The organism is Microvirga sp. P4_A5 (assembly GCF_056402495.1).
The window spans coordinates 1-17875 of sequence record NZ_JBFUHH010000090.1; the positions used below are offsets into that span (position 1 = coordinate 1).

Annotated in this window: 19 protein-coding genes; 4 read left to right on the forward strand and 15 right to left on the reverse strand. The window is 61.5% G+C overall.

Annotated elements, in window-relative coordinates; genetic code table 11:
* The 11 genes from AC1DVM_RS18390 to AC1DVM_RS18440 all read right to left on the reverse strand — a co-directional run.
* Positions 1–198, reverse strand: a 198-nt coding sequence (locus AC1DVM_RS18390) for a hypothetical protein (protein ID WP_477256755.1), incomplete at its 3' end; no start/stop codon positions are given.
* 174 nt (positions 199–372) lie between these two features.
* The gene (locus AC1DVM_RS18395; protein ID WP_477256757.1) at positions 373–552 is read right to left on the reverse strand and encodes a helix-turn-helix domain-containing protein; all 180 of its coding nucleotides are present in this window, start codon (positions 550–552) and stop codon (positions 373–375) included.
* A gap of 229 nt (positions 553–781) precedes the next feature.
* Complete coding sequence (locus AC1DVM_RS18400) at positions 782–1465, reverse strand: hypothetical protein (protein WP_477256759.1); 684 nt, start codon at positions 1463–1465, stop codon at positions 782–784.
* A 597-nt stretch (positions 1466–2062) separates the two neighbouring features.
* A complete protein-coding gene (locus AC1DVM_RS18405) occupies positions 2063–2938 on the reverse strand; it encodes a formylglycine-generating enzyme family protein (RefSeq protein ID WP_477256789.1) in 876 nt (291 codons plus the stop codon).
* Between the two features lie 82 nt (positions 2939–3020).
* The gene (locus AC1DVM_RS18410; protein ID WP_477256761.1) at positions 3021–4526 is read right to left on the reverse strand and encodes a tripartite tricarboxylate transporter permease; all 1506 of its coding nucleotides are present in this window, start codon (positions 4524–4526) and stop codon (positions 3021–3023) included.
* Positions 4527–4538: 12 nt separating this feature from the next.
* Positions 4539–4985, reverse strand: coding sequence for a tripartite tricarboxylate transporter TctB family protein (locus AC1DVM_RS18415; protein WP_477256762.1), 447 nt, complete (start codon positions 4983–4985; stop codon positions 4539–4541).
* Positions 4986–5030: 45 nt separating this feature from the next.
* Complete coding sequence (locus AC1DVM_RS18420; protein WP_477256764.1) at positions 5031–6008, reverse strand: Bug family tripartite tricarboxylate transporter substrate binding protein; 978 nt, start codon at positions 6006–6008, stop codon at positions 5031–5033.
* 63 nt (positions 6009–6071) lie between these two features.
* Positions 6072–7061, reverse strand: coding sequence for an AraD1 family protein (gene araD1, locus AC1DVM_RS18425; RefSeq protein ID WP_477256766.1), 990 nt, complete (start codon positions 7059–7061; stop codon positions 6072–6074).
* Positions 7061–7390, reverse strand: coding sequence for a UxaA family hydrolase (locus tag AC1DVM_RS18430; protein WP_477256768.1), 330 nt, complete (start codon positions 7388–7390; stop codon positions 7061–7063). Before AC1DVM_RS18430 ends, araD1 begins: the two co-directional genes overlap by 1 nt.
* The gene (locus tag AC1DVM_RS18435; RefSeq protein WP_477256770.1) at positions 7387–8421 is read right to left on the reverse strand and encodes an NAD(P)-dependent oxidoreductase; all 1035 of its coding nucleotides are present in this window, start codon (positions 8419–8421) and stop codon (positions 7387–7389) included. The genes AC1DVM_RS18430 and AC1DVM_RS18435 overlap by 4 nt, the downstream gene beginning before the upstream one ends.
* Positions 8387–9583, reverse strand: coding sequence for a UxaA family hydrolase (locus AC1DVM_RS18440; RefSeq protein ID WP_477256772.1), 1197 nt, complete (start codon positions 9581–9583; stop codon positions 8387–8389). Before AC1DVM_RS18440 ends, AC1DVM_RS18435 begins: the two co-directional genes overlap by 35 nt.
* Positions 9584–9751: 168 nt before the next feature.
* Here AC1DVM_RS18440 and AC1DVM_RS18445 point away from each other — a divergent pair, with 168 nt between their 5' ends.
* Together AC1DVM_RS18445 and AC1DVM_RS18450 are read left to right on the forward strand one after the other, a co-directional pair.
* Positions 9752–10381, forward strand: a complete 630-nt coding sequence (locus tag AC1DVM_RS18445; protein WP_477256774.1) for a GntR family transcriptional regulator — start codon at positions 9752–9754, stop codon at positions 10379–10381.
* A 3-nt stretch (positions 10382–10384) separates the two neighbouring features.
* Complete coding sequence (locus AC1DVM_RS18450) at positions 10385–11269, forward strand: SMP-30/gluconolactonase/LRE family protein (RefSeq protein ID WP_477256775.1); 885 nt, start codon at positions 10385–10387, stop codon at positions 11267–11269.
* 29 nt (positions 11270–11298) lie between these two features.
* On the opposite strand, the gene AC1DVM_RS18455 is transcribed toward AC1DVM_RS18450, so the two are convergent.
* A complete protein-coding gene (locus AC1DVM_RS18455) occupies positions 11299–12129 on the reverse strand; it encodes an SDR family NAD(P)-dependent oxidoreductase (protein WP_477256777.1) in 831 nt (276 codons plus the stop codon).
* 132 nt (positions 12130–12261) lie between these two features.
* Between AC1DVM_RS18455 and AC1DVM_RS18460 the strand changes: the two genes are divergently transcribed.
* On the forward strand, positions 12262–13725 hold the full coding sequence (locus AC1DVM_RS18460; RefSeq protein WP_477256779.1) for a sulfatase family protein: 1464 nt from the start codon (positions 12262–12264) through the stop codon (positions 13723–13725).
* A gap of 26 nt (positions 13726–13751) precedes the next feature.
* Entirely contained in the window at positions 13752–15185 is a 1434-nt protein-coding gene (locus AC1DVM_RS18465; protein WP_477256781.1) for a sulfatase family protein, read from the forward strand.
* A gap of 55 nt (positions 15186–15240) precedes the next feature.
* Here the strand turns inward: AC1DVM_RS18465 and AC1DVM_RS18470 are convergent, their stop codons facing one another.
* From AC1DVM_RS18470 to AC1DVM_RS18480, 3 genes are all read right to left on the reverse strand, one after another.
* Positions 15241–16470, reverse strand: coding sequence for an ABC transporter substrate-binding protein (locus AC1DVM_RS18470; protein ID WP_477256783.1), 1230 nt, complete (start codon positions 16468–16470; stop codon positions 15241–15243).
* 30 nt (positions 16471–16500) lie between these two features.
* Positions 16501–17319 carry an ABC transporter ATP-binding protein gene (locus AC1DVM_RS18475; RefSeq protein WP_477256785.1) on the reverse strand — a complete coding sequence of 273 codons (819 nt, stop codon included), beginning with the start codon at positions 17317–17319 and terminating at the stop codon, positions 16501–16503.
* Positions 17316–17875 (reverse strand): ABC transporter permease (locus AC1DVM_RS18480; RefSeq protein ID WP_477256787.1); only part of this gene is annotated, 560 nt, incomplete at its 5' end. The genes AC1DVM_RS18475 and AC1DVM_RS18480, both read right to left, overlap by 4 nt.

The following is a 17875-nucleotide window of genomic DNA, read 5'->3' on the forward strand; positions in this document are numbered from 1 at the left end:
GACGGCGTCGCGCCGGGTCCGCTTGGCGCGGGTCCGGATCGTGACGGCAGCCTTGCGACGCGGAGTCGCCGACCGCCGGGTCCGCTTGGCGCGGGTCCGGATCGTGACGGCAGCCTTGCGACGCGGAGTCGCCGACACCGGCTCGGCATCAACTTCAACGTTGTCACTGCTGAGGAAATCGAAGCTCATCTGGGACATCGGGACCGTCTCCTTGGGACAATCAGGGTCTCGGGATGACAGGGGCGGACAGGGGGTCCGATTCGGGAGATAGCAGCTTTTTGGTCTTACGGAGTTCAACCGCCGGCGGTCTCCTGACAGTCGATAAGCTGCTGACATGGCTGGACAAAAACGGTCAGGATTGGTCATCGCCTCTCACCCGCGACGGAGGCGCTCGTACGCCACCACATCCTCCTCGGAGAAGCGCAGCTGCGAGCCGATGCGGTGGGCCTTGAGCTCGCCGCGCGCCACCATCCGGCGCAGGGTGCGGACGCTGACGCCCCAGCGGGAAGCCAGCGTCTCAAGCGTCGAGAGCGGTTTGGGATGGGACGTCATGGACGATCCTCCGGTTCAGGATGAATGACAGCGGAGGTCGCAGGGGACGGAGCGGCAGCGAGGGCTTCGCGCGCCGCTTGCCGGGCCAGGAGACGAACGAGTTCGACCAGCGCCACGGGCAAGAAAGCCTGCGGATGCTGTTCTGGGTCGAGACGTGGGCTGGCTGGTTCGTCCACTGGGTGCCTCCAGTGGACAGGGTTGGCTCAGCTCGGGAGCGAGGTCGAACTCCTTAACGCGACGATTTTGAATCGCGTGATCGGGGTACCAAGGGCGGGCGATAAGGAGCGGGCCCTCGAACGTCGAGCATTTCCAGAACCACGTTGTCGATCAACACCGGCTCGAAAGTCATCCCTTCCGGTTGATAAAGACGCAACGCTTCCTTCACGAAACCAGTAAACCCGACCTCGGCGAGGTGACTGACCTTGTTAACGGTATGGCGTGGGCGAATACCGAGCACCTTGTGGTAGGTGAGCAACAAGTCCGCGATCAGCGATCGAAGATTGCGATTTGGCGTCCTGCCGCCCTTGTGATCGGTTGAGGACAGGCTCAGCCCTTTTGCGGTAAAGGCGGCCTTTCGGCTCCACTCCCCCATCCTTTCCAGATAAAGCACGTGATCGACCATGTCGGCGGGCTCGTCTTCCGGGTTGGCCAAGGATGCCACGGTTATATGAAGCAGCCCCTGGTCACCAAGCTTGGCCGCGTGAGCCGCGGCCGCCTTAAAATGCTTTGCTAACTTTTCCAGCTCGCTCGCGACGGCAGATGGTCGAAGCTGCGGGGGCGACTCGAGATGCCGCTTGATCGACCGTGCTGTCTGCTCAATTAGCTCCACTAATCTCTCGCGAGTGACAGAAATCTTGCGACGTGCGAGATCACTCTCGAGCCATGCTATCAAGGTTGGATCGGCTTCAGTCATAATACAGCACCCATTAGGGCATGCCGCTACGAGGTCGGCAGGTGCGCATCAAGTAAGCAGCAGTCCGAGTCGGACACAACGGTAGGCCCGGATTTTCGTTCGTACTTCGAGGTGGCGATTTGGGAATGGGACTTCCTGGGCGGATGAGCGGGTGTTTCCCTTCGCCCCTGATGATGTGCGGCTGGCACGGAAAAGTCTAAGGAAGAGGGCTGGTTTGAAGACCCGAGACCACACGATCTGAGGCATGAGGCTGTGTCGAGGTTCTTTGAGTGTGGCCTCACCGTCCCGAAAATGGCTTTAATCAGCGGTGAGTTCGCTGCGCGGAATCGCGTCAAGACTCGCGGCGCCTTCGATGTGGTGATCGTCGAGGTCGTCGATCGGAGCGCTCTATATCGGCGAGATGGTCTGGAAACGCTGCTCTTACGGTAAGGACCCGCGGACGGGAAGTGGCGTTTCGTAAAATGCTTAAAACGGCCTGACGGGGACGCTTTTGGGCACTCTGCCGTTGATTGCATGACGAAAGCCTCAGGCCTGCAAAGTAGAATGCTGGGTCACATCAGTCGAGTCACTCGATTGCGTTTGAGTGTTCAGACACACTTAAGGACCATATGCCAGGCGGAACCCGATATGGCCGGTGCTGGTATCCGGGGTGTTGCCGATGCGGGCCGCAATCCGATAGCGAAAGCAATAGGAGCGGTGGCACAGGAATGAGCCGCCCTTGAGGACGCGCCGCCCTTCGGCAGCTGATCTGTCGTTGATGCTGCGCGCGGCGCGGCCAAGCGAGCGGATGCGCCATGGGCTGGCGCACCATTCCCACACGTTGCCGCACATATTGTAGAGGCCGTAGCCGTTCGGAGCGAAAGAGCGTGCAGGCGCGGTGCCGGCATAGCCATCGCGCGCTGAATTCAACGCGGGAAAGTGGCCTTGCCAAATGTTGCAAGGGAAATGGCCGCCATCGTCCGGTTCGTCGTCACCCCAGGGAAATGTCGCACCGCTCAGTCCGCCCCGCGCTGCGTATTCCCATTCGGCCTCGGAGGGCAGGCGTCCACCGGACCAGAGAGCAAAGGCAGTCGCGTCGTTATATGAAACGTGAGTGACCGGATGGTCGCCGCGATCCTCCAGCGTAGATGCCGGACCTTCGGGAGTTCTCCAGCACGCGCCGTCAACCCGGCACCACCATTCAGCGCCGGCAACGCGTTGCAAGATGGCCTTGTCCGCGGTGATATCGTTTTGAAAGACGAAGGACCAGCCGAAGCGCTCAGCGTCGGTGACATAAGCGGTCTCGTCCACGAACCAGGCGAAACGGTCATTCGTCACGGCGGCATCGTCGATGCGGAAGGGTGCCAGCTTCACGAAGCGTCTTGGGCCTTCGCCATCGACCGTAAAGAAAGGTCTGTCCGTGCCGACTTCCGCACGACCGCCGGGAATTGCTACACCCAGGCGCGCGTCTCCGGATCTAACTGTGCTCCTCACCGTCGTTGCACCCGCGGGCGACAGCGCGCGCGAGATGCCCTCGCAGCAGCCGGGATGGAGGGCGGCAGTCTCGCCCGTTAAGTCAGGTGTCTTCAACGAAGACCTCCTGGCGCCTGTACCTGATGGCCGGAAGCGCCAGTAGGCAAAGCGCCACGACGGCGAGCGCCAGCAGCGTCCCGCTGATCGGTTGCGTCACAAGATAGGTGGGGTCTCCGCGGGACAGGACCATTGCCCTTCTCAGGTAGGTTTCCATCATGGGTCCGAGCACGAAACCGAGCAGCAGCGGCGTGAGCTCGAATTCTAGTTTAACCAGCAGGTAGCCGAGCAGCCCAAAAAACGCCAGCGTGTAGATGTCGAACGGCTTCGATCCGATCGAATAGACACCGATTGCCGAGAACGCGATGATTCCGGGGAAAAGCATGTAATAAGGCACACGGAGCAGCCGCACCCACAGGCCGATGAGCGGCAGGTTCAGGAGCACAAGCATGGCGTTGCCGATCCACATCGACACGATGAGGCCCCAGAAAAGCTCTGGCTTGTCGGTGATGACACCCGGACCCGGCGCGATGCCTTGGATCGTCATGGCGCCGACCATCAGAGCCATGACGGCATTCGCCGGGATCCCGAGAGTCAGCATGGGAATGAAGGACGTCTGAGCGCCCGCATTGTTCGCGCTCTCGGGCCCGGCGACGCCCTCGATCGCGCCCTTGCCAAACCGCGACGGATCCCGCGCAATTTTCTTCTCCAGGGCATAGGAAGCAAAAGAGGCGAGCAGCGCACCGCCGCCCGGCAAAACCCCCAGGAGCGCGCCCACAAGGGTCCCGCGCGCGATCGGCGCCGCCGAGGCTCTGAGCTCCTGCCTCGTAGGGAGCAAGCCCGTAACCGCCGTGATATCCACTTCGCGGTCCGTTTCGTTCTCGAGGTTCTTGAGAATCTCCGAGATTCCGAAAACACCCACCGCGATGGCCACGATATCAAGCCCATCGGCGAGCTCGATACTGCCGAACGTGAATCGCAGCTGACCGGAATTCAAATCAGTGCCGATCAGTCCCAGCAGGATGCCAAGGACAACCATCGCAAGGGCCTTGATCACCGAGCCGTGGGCGAGGGCGGTTGAGGCAATCAGCCCCAGGACGATAAGCGAGAAATACTCGGCAGGCCCGAATTTTACTGCGAGCTCGGTGAGCGGGGTGGCGAACCAGGCGATCACCAGTGTGGCGAATGAGCCCGCCACGAACGAGCCAATGGCGGCGATGCCGAGCGCCGCTCCAGCCTTGCCCTGCCGCGCCATTTGGTAACCGTCGATTGCCGTGACGGCGGAACTCGCTTCCCCGGGGAGATTGATGAGGATCGCTGTCGTCGAGCCGCCATATTGTGCGCCGTAATAGATCCCTGCGAGCATGATCAGCGATGTCTCGGGTGACATGGTGAACGTGATGGGCAGCAACATCGCGACGGTGGCGGCAGGTCCGATGCCGGGCAACACGCCGATGAGCGTTCCGAGCAACACGCCGACGAAACAAAACAAAAGATTGCTGGGGGTGACGGCGGTCGCCAGCCCTGACATCAGGTGATCAAGCAATTCCATCGCCGACCCTTCCTAAGACGCGCCGAGGAGTTGCACAGGCAGATCCAGCGCATAGCGAAAGATCAGCGCGCAGAAGAGCGTCAAGCTGAAAGCAAGCAGAAGCGCAAGTCTGATGGTCATGCGCTGGCTCGAAAAGGCGGACAGCAAGACCGCCAGGGACACCGCCGGGACAAGGCCAAAGCGGGGGATGACCAGCGCGAACGAGACGGACGCGAGCGTGATCAAGGCRACGCCGCGCAACGAGACTGTTCCGAAGCGCGACGTCGCCTGTCCGATCGAACCCATCACTGTCGTCGCCCCCAGGAGACCGAGCAGGACGGATAGAACGATCGGAAAGTAGCCGGGGCCCATCTGGAACGAGCTGCCCGCCGGCAGGGTGCGCACCGCATACACGCCGAAAAAAAGGGCCAGAGCCAAGAGAAAAACTCCGGCAGTCACGTCTTTTTGGTTCGCGTTCATGTGGTCGCTCCCAATCACCGAGCCGCCCGTTCGGCTATGGTCCGGTCAATCCGTTTCGATCTTCGCGCCTTGCAAGATGCCCGTCCAAAGCTTGATCTCCCTGTCGATCTGCTGCCCGAACTGCTCGGGGGTATTCGGCTGTGCCGCGTCGACATTGCTTTTTGCAAATTTCTCGATGATATCGGCCGACTGGATCGCCTTGTTCACCACCGTGTTGATCCGCGCAATGGTCTCCTTTGGCGTGCCAGCTGGCACATGGAGACCGAAGAAGCTTTTCAGGACGAGATCCGGGTAGCCAGCCTCCACGATTGTCGGGAGATCAGGCAACTCGGCGTTTCTTTTCGTGTCGAGTACCGCCAACGCCTTGAGCTTGYCGGACTTGATGAGCGGTGCTGCGAACACCGAGCCGAGTGCCATGAACTGAACGCGCCCGGCCAACAGATCGGTGATCGCCGGCGGCTGGCCGGCATAAGGGACCATGACCATGTCGATGCCGGCAGTCTGCTTGAACTTCTCGGTCGCGAGATGGACCACGGAACCGCGACCCGATCCGGCGTAGGAAACTTCGCCCTTATGCGCTTTCACATATTCGACGAACTCTTTCAGGTTGTTGACGGGGAGGGAAGTCGGAACGGTGAACATGAAGGTGGTCGTTCCAAAAGCGACCACGGGCGCGAAGTCCTTCAGCGGACTGTAGCGCAGGCTTTTGGGATGTAGGGCGACCTGCGTTGTGAAGGGAACACTCGATCCGAGCCAGGTGTAGCCGTCGGGCGCACTCTTCTGGACAGCCTCGGTGCCGAGGTTTCCGTCCGCTCCCGGCCGCGAATCCACGATCACGGGTTGGCCAAGCTCGGGCGCGATCTTCTCGACGAGGATGCGCGACGCCACCTCCTGCTGGCCGCCCGGGGGGAAGGGAATGATCAACCTGATCTGCTTCTCCGGCCAGGGCGCCTGAGCCGCGGCGGCGGTGGATGCGGCAACCGCCGTTGCGGCGATCACGCAATGAAGGACTTTGTTGAACATGGGCTTCTCCCTGGCTTAGTATGGGGTTGGATTTCGGATGGGTGTCTTCCCACCTTAGATGTGTTAGAGCGGGATCGTTCGCGGCACCGGCTCGTGCTCTTCGGCACAGATTCTGTTGCGCAGAGACCGACCGAATCCTTCGGCATGAATTTCAATCACATCTCCGGGCTCGACCGCGATTCCGGCGTTGCAGCTCAGGCCGCTGGCGCCGAAATAGTGAACGTGCACATCGCCCGGCCGGCGGAACCGTGCATATTTGAAATGATGGGCTTCGAGGTTAGCCACCGAGTGACACATGTTGTCTTCGCCCGACAGCATCTCGCCCTGCCAGACCTGCTTATCCCCACGCTGCACCAGGATCGTTCCGCTCAGAGAGGATGGAAGCGGGCCGACACGCAGTTCAGGGCCGAAGCTTGATGTACGCAATTTCGAGTGGGCGAGGAGAAGGTAGTTCTCCCGCTCCATGATGTGATCGGAAAACTCGTTGGCGAGCGCGAAGCCCACGCGCAGGACCTCACCGGAATCCCCGATCACGTAGAGCCCCGCGATTTCGGCCTCTTCGCCGCCATCCTGCGCGAAGGCAGGGCGCTCAAGCGCTCCTCCGGGCGGGACGACCCAGCTTCCGTCGCCCTTGTAGCCCCATTCCGGCTGCGCGCCGAACGTGCCATTGGAAGGCCTGCCGCCATCGACACCCATTTTGAACATCTTCATCGAATCGGTCAGGTCGGCGGAATCGAGTTTTGCGTGCATGGCATCGCGCGATTTCGCGCTGCCCAGATGCGTCAGTCCCGTCAGTGACAACACCATCCGACTCGGATCCGGATGATCGAGCGGTGACAGGACGCGGCCTTCCACGAGGGCCTGATCGTAATCGATCACCGCGCCCATTCCGCGATGCCGCACAATCTGTTCGAGAGTGCGTCGCGCCCGATGCGCCTCTAGGGCCAATTCGCGAACCGACCCGGCGTCGATGACCTCCCGCGGTGGCCCGTCATCGACGATCGCTGCCACGGCGCGGGAGCCATCGGTTTTCAGGAACTGAATGAGGCGCATCAGAGGTCTCCCGGATCCGCGCGTTCGCGCTGCTTTTCGTCGGTGGCACGAAGGCTCACCAGATTGTGGACGTGAACGTGGTCTCCGGCCGCGACGGCGGCGGTCAGCCGACCGATGACCTCGCCGTACTTGCGCACATGCGCCCCAAGGGCGAGATCCCTGAGAGCAATCTTGTGCCCGGCCGGCAAGGGATGTCGCGCGAGGAGAACCACGCCCTCGCGCGCACCCTGCGTCAGAACGGATTCGCCCGCCGACACAGGAAGTGCGAGGATCGCCACGTCGTCTTTCGCGTGCAGCACGATAGCGGTCTTGACGGGCCCATCCGTCATGAGGCGAGCCGAACCTGGACGCCGACTTCGTCCTCCCGTAGTTTCAGCACGGCGCCCACATCCTTGTTGCTCATGCCGGCGTCCATCGTTTCCTGCAGTGCGGCCAGGGTGGCGGCGCCGACCGGGGTTTCGAGACCGAGTGACCGGTTCATGGCGAGGGCAAGACGGCAATCCTTGTGCGCCAGTTTAACCATGAAGCCCGGCTCGAAATCGCCTTTGAGTGCCCGGTTGTGCATGGCGACGGCAAGCTGCTGGTTCCATGCCATCGTGGTCTTCATGACGCTGATCATGGTGTCGAGCGACAATCCTGCCTTCGCACCGGCGACCAGCGCTTCCGCGCTCGCAGTAATCAGAACGCTTGCCAGGAGATTGTTCGTCAACTTCATGGCCTGACCCATGCCCAGCGCGCCACAATGGATCAGGTCGCTTCCCATGGCCGAGAGAATAGGACGGGCCCGCTCGATGATCGCCTCGTCTCCGCCTATCATCAAGGTCGACGTCCCCGCGATGGCATGGTCAACGGTTTTGCCGACCGGGCTGTCGACCATGTCAACACCCATCTCCTTCAACTGCGCACCGATCTGCTGGGTCGTCGCCGGATCGATCGTGCTCATATCGATATAGAGGCTCCCAGGTTGGACGCCTTGCGCGAGGCCATCGGCACCGAGGACGGCGGTGTGTACGTCGGGAGCATCGGGCAGCATGGTGATGACGACATCCGATTGGCTCGCCACGTCGCGAGGCGACTTGCCGGCTTTCGCCCCAGCAGCGACGAGCTTGTCGACCGCGGCCGAGTTAAGGTCGAAGACGGTGAGCGAGTGCCCTGCGCGCAGGATGTTCTGCGCCATAGGACTTCCCATGGTCCCCAATCCGATAAACCCCACTCGTGTCATCTGATGTCCTCTTTTGGTGTGCGAAATGCGCTTGGGGGCGTTCCGCCAGTGAGCGTACCTTGTTTCGTGTAGAAAATGGGTTCTGGCGAGACCGACAGAAACCTCACAGGGACCCTCGCGTGCGTGTGGGAACCTCAAAACCTTCCCCGAGAATTTCGCCGAAGGTCAGCGTGCCGTTGACAACCTCCAGAATTGCATCGACCAACCGTCGCCCCGCCTCGCTCACCGTCTCGCTGCCGGCCGAGACAGCGCTTGCATCGAAATCGATCTGCTCGGGAAGACGGCGGACTGTGTCGGGGCCCGAGGTGATCTTGATGGTCGGCGCCAGGGCGCTGACAAAGCTGTTGCCCGGACCGGTGGTAAACAACATGATCTGCGCACCCGATGCCGCGAAGCCCGTGAGCGATTCCGGCGAGAAAGATGGACCATCCATCAGATAGAGCCCGGGTCCCGCGATTCGTTCGGCCACGTCGATCACGCCGTTGATCGGTCGGGTTCCGCTCTTCACAACGGCGCCGAGTGATTTCTCTTCGATGGTGCTCAAGCCGCCGCGGATATTTTCTTCGCCGGGATTGTTGCCCGTGAGGCTTTTGCCGGATGCCGTGGCGAGCAGCTCCCGGGCTTCGACGGCGCGCAGGATATCTCTTTCAACGTCGGGTCGAATTCCGCGGCGGGCGAGTTGCCTCTCCGCGCCGAGCCATTCGATCGTCTCCCCGACAATCACGGTAGCGCCGCAATCGACCAGATAATCCACGGCGGCGCCGACGACTGGATTACTGGCGATTCCGGACGAAAAGTCCGAGTGACCACATTCCACCCCTACGATCAGGTCGGCAGCGGAAGCGGGTTCACGGCGCATGCGCGATGCCGCCCGTACGAGCGCCGTGGCGCGACGGATACCCTGATCCAGAACACCCAGCATGTCTTCGCCCTGCTCGGCGAACGACACTGTGGCGACAGGTTTCCCGGAGGAGGCGATGCGTTCGGCAACCGACCTGGTGGTCTCGGCGTCTACGCCGACCACCAGCACCGCGGCCGCATTGGCATTCAGTCCGAGCCCCACCAGTTGATCAAGATGCAGAGTGAGGTCGGGCTCGACCTGGCCGCGTCCGCTCGCGGTGGCGGCCAGAACCGTGCCCGAAACATTGCCGGCGATGCGCTGGCTCACCCTTGTGGCAAGACCATTGATCCCAAGCACCAGAACATAATTTCGCACTCCCACACGGCCGTCCGCGCGCCGATAGCCGTCGATGGCCAGCGCCTCTCTCCGGTCGAGCTTGTATGCGGGACTTTCGTCCATGGCCTTCTCCGCCGGGCAGGTTGCCGTTGAAAAAGATGTATTTGATCAAATATAGCCTTGGCAAGCCTAAATTTGACTTGCAACTCTGCGCGTGGCACCCAGATTTGGTCAAATCGTCTCTAACAAACTGGTCCAAACATGGCGCGGGTCCCGGATATTCAGCAGCTGTTGCGCGGAGACATCATCGCAGGTGCTCTGGCGTTTGGATCGCGCCTGCGCATTGACGAGCTTGCGATACGGTACGGCGTCAGCCATATGCCGGTTCGCGAGGCGCTTCGAGAACTGCATGGCGAAGGCCTCGTCATCATCGAGCCCAATCGTGGTGCGCGCGTGCGCCCGATTCATATCGGCTTCGTCGAAGATCTTTTCGATATCCGCAGCGCGGTCGAAACGATGCTGGCAAGACGTGCCTGCGAAAGACGATCGGACGACCATATTCGCGGTCTTGAAGCCGCTCAGGCTTCTCTGGAAGCGCATGTGGAGGCGGGCGAATTCACATCCGTGCCGCACGCGAACCATGCCTTCCATGCGCTGATCAACGACGCGGCAGGAAATCCCGGCGCTTTGTCGCTGGTCGATCGGCATTGGTTGCTGGTTGCCGCGTTGTGGCAGCGCTACGGTGTCGACCAGGAACGGTTCCACGGAGTGATTGACGATCACCGCCACCTGATGCGGGCAATCAAGCGCCGCGATGCTACCTCCGCCGCCATGCTCATGGGCGCCCATATCGAGAAGGCGAAGCACGACCTTCTGGAACGCATGGCCATTGACCCCCAACCCGATGTTGGGAAGGACTAGCCTGTGAAGTCAGTCTCTCCCCCGATGGGCGTCGCCGCATCGACTGGCGATATCCTTGGCGAATCTCCGATCTGGATCGAGGAGACGGGCCACTTGTACTGGGTCGACCTTCGGCGGCCGGCTCTGCATCGACTCCATCCGGCGAGCGGCGAAGTCGTTTCTTGGCCGATGCCCGATCTCATCGGTGCCGTCGTGCCTCGCGGCGCCGGCGGCGTCGTGGTCGCCATCAGGCGCGCGGTTTTCGCCTTCGATCCGGCAACGGGCGGCCTATCGCCGATAGCCACGATCGAGGAGGGACCGGACGAGAACCGGCTCAACGACGCCAAATGCGATGCGGCCGGTCGGCTTCTCTGTGGTTCCATGTGGGATTTCGGCCTTCGCCCCACCGGCGGTCTTCATCGCGTCGATGCCGATGGCGTTGTTGAGGTCCTTCGAGATGGGGTCACGGTCGCCAACGCGATCGCGTTTTCACCCGATGGCCGTACACTTTACTTCACCGATACCCGCAAGGGCGCGATCGAGCGGGCGACGTACGACCCGGTGACGGGCGATGTCGGCGCCTGGGCGCAATTCGCATCGGCCGATGCCGCCCCCGGTGCCCCCGACGGAGCAACGGTCGATGCGGAGGGCTATCTCTGGAATGCCCGCTACAAGGGGTCTTGCGTGGCGCGCTTCGCCCCCGATGGCCAACTGGATCGCATCATTGAATTGCCGGTCAGCCAGCCAACTTCCTGTGCCTTCGGCGGAACCGACCTTAAAACACTGTTCGTCACAACGGCGACGCAGAAGCTCGATTCCGCGCAAGTGATAGCAGAACCTCTCGCCGGCAGCCTTTTAGCCCTCGACGTGGGCATAGCCGGCCTTCCGGATCACGGCTACGCCGGTTGATTGTCCTCGGTGGCGGGCGCATCGTGAAGTTACGAACCGAGATGCCGGCCTCCGGTCGCCTGGAGGTCGGCTCCGGTGATGAAACTGCCTGCTTCGGAACACAGAAGAAGCGCAGCCCCGGCCATCTCGGACGGCAATCCAGCGCGCTGCATCGGCGCTGAGAGGCGCTGAATTTCCGCCCACTTGACCGCGTCCTCCCGCCGCCACCGATTTCGTTCGGTAACGACGAGGCCGGGTGAGAGATTATTGACCGTGACGCCGTGGGGCGCGTAATCCCTAGCGAGGTTGATAGCCAGATTGTGTTGCGCGCATTTGAGGGCCGCATAAACCGCGAGATCAGGTTCCGGACGCGTCTCGTTGATGCTGCCGATCGTCAGAACGCGGCCCCACCGTTGTTCCTTCATGTCCGGCAGCGCCGCCTGGAGCAGTTCGATGGTGGCGCGGAAATTGATCTGAACCTGACGTTCGATCTGGTCCTCCGGCAACTCGAGAAACGGCGTGCGGTATTGGATCGATGCGCACACGACAAGGACGTCGAGTCCACCGAGTGCGTCTTGCGCCGCAATCACGCATCGGGATGCTTCACCGGGCCGGGCGAAGTCCGCCGCGATGGCGACGCCGCGCCCGCCGCGTTCCGTCACTTCGCGCGCGGCGTGCTCGGCCGCATCCGGTTGTCCAAAGGCGATGTCGGCCTCCGGTGCGTAGTGAATGGCGACATCGGCTCCCGCATCGGCAAAGACTCGTACGATCTCACGGCCGATGCTCACACTTCCGCCCGTGACGAGCGCGCGACGTCCCGCCATGGAAAAGCGGGCCGCGATCGATTTGGCATTCTCCACATCGATAGCGCCATGCGTCATGTAACTCTCCCAATTTCCAAACTTTGATCTTTAATTGACGTCAATCCGCCTATCGCTTAGGAAAATGTCAAGAGACAGATCCGATTTTCGTCGGTATTTGATCAAAGTATACGGCAGTGCGAGGATTCACAGATGAGCCGACGCCCGAATATTCTCCTCTTCATGCCGGATCAGCTGAGAGGAGACTGGGCGGGGCCCGGTAATGCAGGCGGCGTTCGAACTCCGGTTCTCGATGCGCTGACGCGCCGGGGCGTCAGCTTTCGAAATGCCATCTGCCCCTCGCCAATCTGCGGGCCGTCGCGGGCTTGCCTGGCGAGTGGACGCGATTACGACAGGGCGGGCGTTCGCAACAACGGCGACAGCACGTCGCCGGATATTCCGAACTTCTACCGGCAACTCGCGCGCACCGGCTACCAGGTTCTAACTTGTGGCAAACTCGATCTCCTGAAAGGTGAGCCCGACTGGGGGGCTGACGGCCAGCATTCCGTAGCCGGGCCTTCGCGACTGAGGCAACTGGGCTTTACGGGCGGGCTGGACAGTGCGGGGAAGCATGCGGCGATCTTTGCGCATCGCGACGGCTATGACGAACCCTATTTTGCGGCTCTGAAGAAACGCGGCCTTGCCGAGGCGCATTGGCGGGATTTTCAAGAGCGGAGATCGCTTGCACTCGGCGCGCGGGCTCTCGACCATCCCGGCGCGGGTCCCAACTATCGTAATACGAACAGGACCGATCTGCCGGACGATGTGTATTGCGACAATTGGATCGGCGCATGCGGCCTCGCCCTGATCGACGAAGCCGAGGAGGGCCGGCCCTGGTTCCTGCAGGTGAACCTGACCGGCCCGCACGAGCCCATGGACATCACACGCTCGATGGCCGAGAGCGTCGCGGACCGCGAAGTCCCCTTGCCCCGCAATCCCGGCGATGTCGACACGGAGACACACCGCCGGATCCGGCGCAACTACACGGCCATGATCGAGAACATCGACGCTATCCTCGGCCGCTATGTGGCGGCGCTCGAGGCCTCCGACCAACTCGACAATACGATCATCATCTTCACCAGCGATCATGGCGAAATGCTCGGAGATTGCGGATTGTGGGAGAAGTTCGTCCCTCACCATGCCTCTCTTCACGTGCCTCTTGTTTTCGCAGGCCCGGGCATYGCACCAGGACGCAATATCGAAACACCGGCTACCATTCTCGACCTTCACGCAACGATCACGGATCTCGCGGGCGCTGAGGCAATCCCCGGAATCGACTGTGTTTCGATGAAGGAGACCTTGAGTGATCCGTCGCGGCGGCATCGGGAGATCGTCTTTTCGGGCCTTGGACAGTGGCGTATCGCGTATGACGGGCGCTTCAAGCTGGTGGCGGGCTATGATGCGGCGACGCCGCGCAAGATCATGGAGGCGGCCGAATTCGATCTGTCCGAACGATCATCCTGGCGCCTCATCGAGCTTCTGTCGGATCCCTCCGAAATCTACGATGCTTCCTCGCGCTACCCGGAGGTCGCTCGCAAACTCACGGATGCGCTTGTCCGAAACGTGGTGGGCGAGACGACCGAGGCTTCCACCCCACGCCAGCAACCCGTTCCATGACGGTCACCCAAATGTCGAGGAATGCCATGACTGAGCGACCGAATGTGGTCTGGATCATGGGCGATGAATTTCGTACCGATTCGCTCTCCTGCTACGGGACCCCACATCCATCCATCAGAACGCCCCACATGGACAGCATCGCCGAGGCTGGTGTCCTGTTCGCGAACTGCTTCTGCAACTCGCCGATCTGCGTTCCCTCCCGAACGAGCGAAATGACGGCAAATCCTCCCGAGGTGACGGGGGTTTATGGCAATGAGGGCTCGTGGGCCTCGTATCCCTACGACCGGCAACTCATCAGCTTTCCGCAGCATTTTGCCGCCAACGGATACCGGACGATTAATTTCGGAAAAACGCACCTCCCCGTTGCGCTTCAGCCCTGGCAGGAGGACGACCATATCGGTGCGGATCTCGCGGGCTTCTTCGAGGGCGTCGATCCGGATGGGCGCCAGATTCTCACGCCCACCCTCAAGGCCGCCATCGGCGGCACCTTCCCCGGGCCGGTCGAGTTTCCCGGCAACAAGCTAACTCGTGCGGCTGTGGAATGGTTGGGGAGTAAAGAGGCGGCGGGGCAGCCCTTTCTGGCGCGTGTGAGCTACCTGCAGCCGCATTCGCCGGTCATGCCGCCGGTGCCTTACGACTCGCTCTATCGCGATCTCGGCTGGCCAGATCGCATCGATGGCGGGGAGCCGGGTTCGGTCTTCGAGCAGCGCTTCGTGGACGTCATGCAGGCCTCGGCCTTGGAGCCGCAGGATCTCAGGCGAGTGCGATCGGACTATTACGGTCTTGTCGCATGGCTCGACGATCAGGTCGGTGCCATTCTGCATGCCTTGCGGCAAAGCGGATTGAGCGACAACACGATTGTCGTCCTGGAAGCCGATCATGGCGTGTCGCTGGCTGAGCGCGGCCGACTCCAGAAACATACCTTCTTTCCAGAGGTGCATCGCATACCTCGCCTGATCTCATGGCCGGGTGCCTTGCCCCACGGACAGGTGAGGGGGGATCTCTGCGAGTCCATGGACCTCGCGCGGACACTCTGCGGCTTGTGCGATATCGCTCCATCCGCGACGTTTCAGGGCCGCGACCTGTTCAAGGACCCGCCACCCGAACATGTGTTCAGCACTGTCGGCTACGGCGAGGCGACCAGCTACGCCCTTCCGAACCAGGTTGTCGGAACATGGACCGATGGAAGCGGCTGGCCGCGGCGGACATGTGTCCGGACGGCGCGCTACCGGCTTGACATGACGGTGCGCCGAAATGGCAAGCCGGTTCCACGCGACGAGGAAGATCACTTCTTGGCTGACCTGGCACTCGATTCCGCGGAAGCAACTAATCGCGCGGACGATTCAGCCTATGCGGAGATTCTCGAAGAGCTCCGCAACCGGATACTCCACCACACCCGCAACAGCTTCGAACCGGCTCTCGTGCCAACATATTCGGATGCAGGACGAGGGGCGAATTGAAAAATTTTACTCGAAAGGCGAGGTTGCCTTCCGAGTCTCTTCAGATGCGGATAGATCAGGAAGGCGCCTTCCAGCTTTCCATCTGCCAGGCGGGGAGGCCACGCAGATCCTTGGCGCTCTTGGACGTGAAGTCTGCCTCGGGCGGGGTCTTGCCTGATGCGTCATAGGCCTTCTTGAGCAACGGCGCAGCCTTCGAGAAGGAAGACTTGACCTGATCGAAGGTCAGGGGTTTCGGGATCAAGCGGCTCTCCACCATGAGATTGGAGATTTGCGTGATCGCAGCTGCGTCGCCTTCGGTCGGCCAGATCCACCCTCGCTGGAACACCACTTCGTCCCCGACAACTTTCGCGCCAAGTTCTGGCGGAAGGCCCCAGTATTTGTTGACCGATTCAGCTGTCGCTTCCGGCTTCATCTTGCCGAGGGCGTCTACTGAGCGCTGCATTGCGACCAGAAAGGCCTGGCCGATCGCCGCATCCGCCGAGACGATGCGATCGTTGCAGATCCAGAACGAGCGATGCAGATAATATCCATCGGGATAGAACGGCGATTTCTTCACGCCGGGCAGCAGCAATCCAGCGCCTTCCCCGGCGGGTCCCTTATAACCGGCCTCCGTGTATCCGAAGGAATTCATGATTCCCTTGGTACCGATTTCCGCGTTGGCTTTGAGGAACGCCGGATAAATCGCCACGGCGGCGTCCATGCCGCTCGGAAGCGTGGCAGCCTGCGCCTGAGTGGGCGTATTGATGATCTTGATGTCGAACGCGCGCGGGTCCGCATTGCCGAGTTCATGCAGCAGCATCTGCGCCAATGCGTTGTAGGGATCGCCACCGACGAGCGCGCCCACGGTCTTGCCTTTGAGATCGGCGATGCTCTTGATCGCCGAGTCCGGCCGCGTGCACAGAACCATGCGCAAGTGTCCCTCGCCCACGGTTAGAACATTGATGCCCTGGTTCTGAGCGAGCAGGCGCACGATAGGCGTATTGCCCCACATGCCGAGGTCGAGATTCCCTGAGATGAAGGCCTCAACCATCGGAAGCGCGGAGGGGTAGTCGCGCCAATCGACCGAGAGCTCGTAGCCGAGTTCTGCGGCCGCTTTCTCAAACAGCTTCTCGTTCATCATGTGTTGGGTGATGGGTGAGTTGCCAGCAGCATAGGGTTGGCGGCCTACCGAAACCTTTGCGGCCTTAAGGGACTGCGCCTTAACGATTGCCGGCATGGCCAAGGCGCTGGCGCCGCCGGCCAGAAATGCGCGCCGGCCGATTTTGAAGTCACTCAGTCGTGTCATTTTTATTCCTCCCGTTTTGGTTCATTGTGCCTAACGCATCGTTGCGCGATAGGCTTCGTCGCGGATCAACTCCCAGATCGTCTCGATGAGCTCTGCGAAAGCCGCGCTCTTTCGCGTCGCGTCGTTGCGCGGCCGCGGCAGATCGACGTCCACGATTCGCTTCAGGCGGCCGGGATTTGAGCTGAGCACGATCACGCGATCGGCTAGAAAGACAGCCTCGTCGATGGAATGAGTGATGTACACGACAGTCCGACGCTCGGAGGCTGGACGATCCTGACCCCAGATCCGCAGAAGCTCGTCCTGCAGAATCACGCGCGTTTGCGCGTCGAGGGCCGCGAGCGGTTCGTCCATCAAAAGAATCTCAGGTTCGTTTGCCACGAGCCGCGCGAGTGCAACCCGCTGCCGCATGCCGCCCGATAATTGATGCGGGTACTTCGTCTCGGATCCCTTGAGCCCGACGAGATCGATCACATGTGTGACGCGGGCCTCACGCTCCGCCCGGGAAAGACCGGCGCCCGCGGGTCCATAATCCAGGCCGAACGCGATGTTGCCCGCCACCGTCTTCCACGGAAAGAGAGCATAATCCTGGAACATGACGCCCCGCTCGCTTCCGGGGCCTGCGATGGTTTTTCCGTCCATCGTCATATGGCCCGACGTCTGGCGCTCCAGACCCGCAAGCATGTTGAGCACGGTTGTCTTGCCGCATCCAGACGGCCCGACGATGGCGATGAATTCACCCGAGGCGATTTCGAGCGAGAGACTCTCGACAGCGACAACGGCCGCCGGCGACTGGCCAAACTCCTTGCGTAGTCCGGCGATCTGGAGCTTCGGTTTTGAGATCTGCATCATGTCCGGCTCCATGGAACGGCGGCGTGGAGCGCCGTCAGAAGAATCTTATCGAGGAAAAGCGCCACAAGTCCGACGGCAATCATGCAGACGATGATCCCATTCAGCTCGACGCTATAGGCGTAGAAGATAAACATCATCTGGCCGATCCCGCCTTCGCCGCCTGCCTTCGCGCCGACGGCAAGTTCCGCTGCTATGATGGCGGTCCAGGCAACGCCAAGGCCGATGCGCATACCGACCAGGATCGACGGCAAGGCTGCGGGCAGCAGCACCACGCGCATCCGCGTGGCCGGCTGCACGCCCATGGTATAGGCCGCCCGCATGAGGTTGACGTCAATACGTTTCACTCCGGCGATGGTGTTGATGAGAATCGGAAAAAACGCCGCATAAGCCACGAGGGTGACTGCTGCGAGATTTCCGGTTCCGAGCCAGAGAATGACAATGGGAAGGATCGCGATCGCGGCGATCGGGCGAAAGCTTTCGACCAGAGGATCGAGATTGCGTTCCACCGATCGGACGCTTCCCATCAACAAGCCGAGCGGCACAGCCAGGGCCGAGG

What these genes read in the sequence shown, in the direction of transcription:
- AC1DVM_RS18395 (WP_477256757.1), bottom strand. Translation starts at nt 552, where the DNA reads ATGACGTCCCATCCCAAACCGCTCTCGACGCTTGAGACGCTGGCTTCC.
- AC1DVM_RS18400 (WP_477256759.1), bottom strand. Translation starts at nt 1,465, where the DNA reads ATGACTGAAGCCGATCCAACCTTGATAGCATGGCTCGAGAGTGATCTC.
- AC1DVM_RS18410 (WP_477256761.1), bottom strand. Translation starts at nt 4,526, where the DNA reads ATGGAATTGCTTGATCACCTGATGTCAGGGCTGGCGACCGCCGTCACC.
- araD1 (WP_477256766.1), bottom strand. Translation starts at nt 7,061, where the DNA reads ATGCGCCTCATTCAGTTCCTGAAAACCGATGGCTCCCGCGCCGTGGCA.
- AC1DVM_RS18430 (WP_477256768.1), bottom strand. Translation starts at nt 7,390, where the DNA reads ATGACGGATGGGCCCGTCAAGACCGCTATCGTGCTGCACGCGAAAGAC.
- AC1DVM_RS18440 (WP_477256772.1), bottom strand. Translation starts at nt 9,583, where the DNA reads ATGGACGAAAGTCCCGCATACAAGCTCGACCGGAGAGAGGCGCTGGCC.
- AC1DVM_RS18455 (WP_477256777.1), bottom strand. Translation starts at nt 12,129, where the DNA reads ATGACGCATGGCGCTATCGATGTGGAGAATGCCAAATCGATCGCGGCC.
- AC1DVM_RS18465 (WP_477256781.1), top strand. Translation starts at nt 13,752, where the DNA reads ATGACTGAGCGACCGAATGTGGTCTGGATCATGGGCGATGAATTTCGT.
- AC1DVM_RS18470 (WP_477256783.1), bottom strand. Translation starts at nt 16,470, where the DNA reads ATGACACGACTGAGTGACTTCAAAATCGGCCGGCGCGCATTTCTGGCC.
- AC1DVM_RS18475 (WP_477256785.1), bottom strand. Translation starts at nt 17,319, where the DNA reads ATGATGCAGATCTCAAAACCGAAGCTCCAGATCGCCGGACTACGCAAG.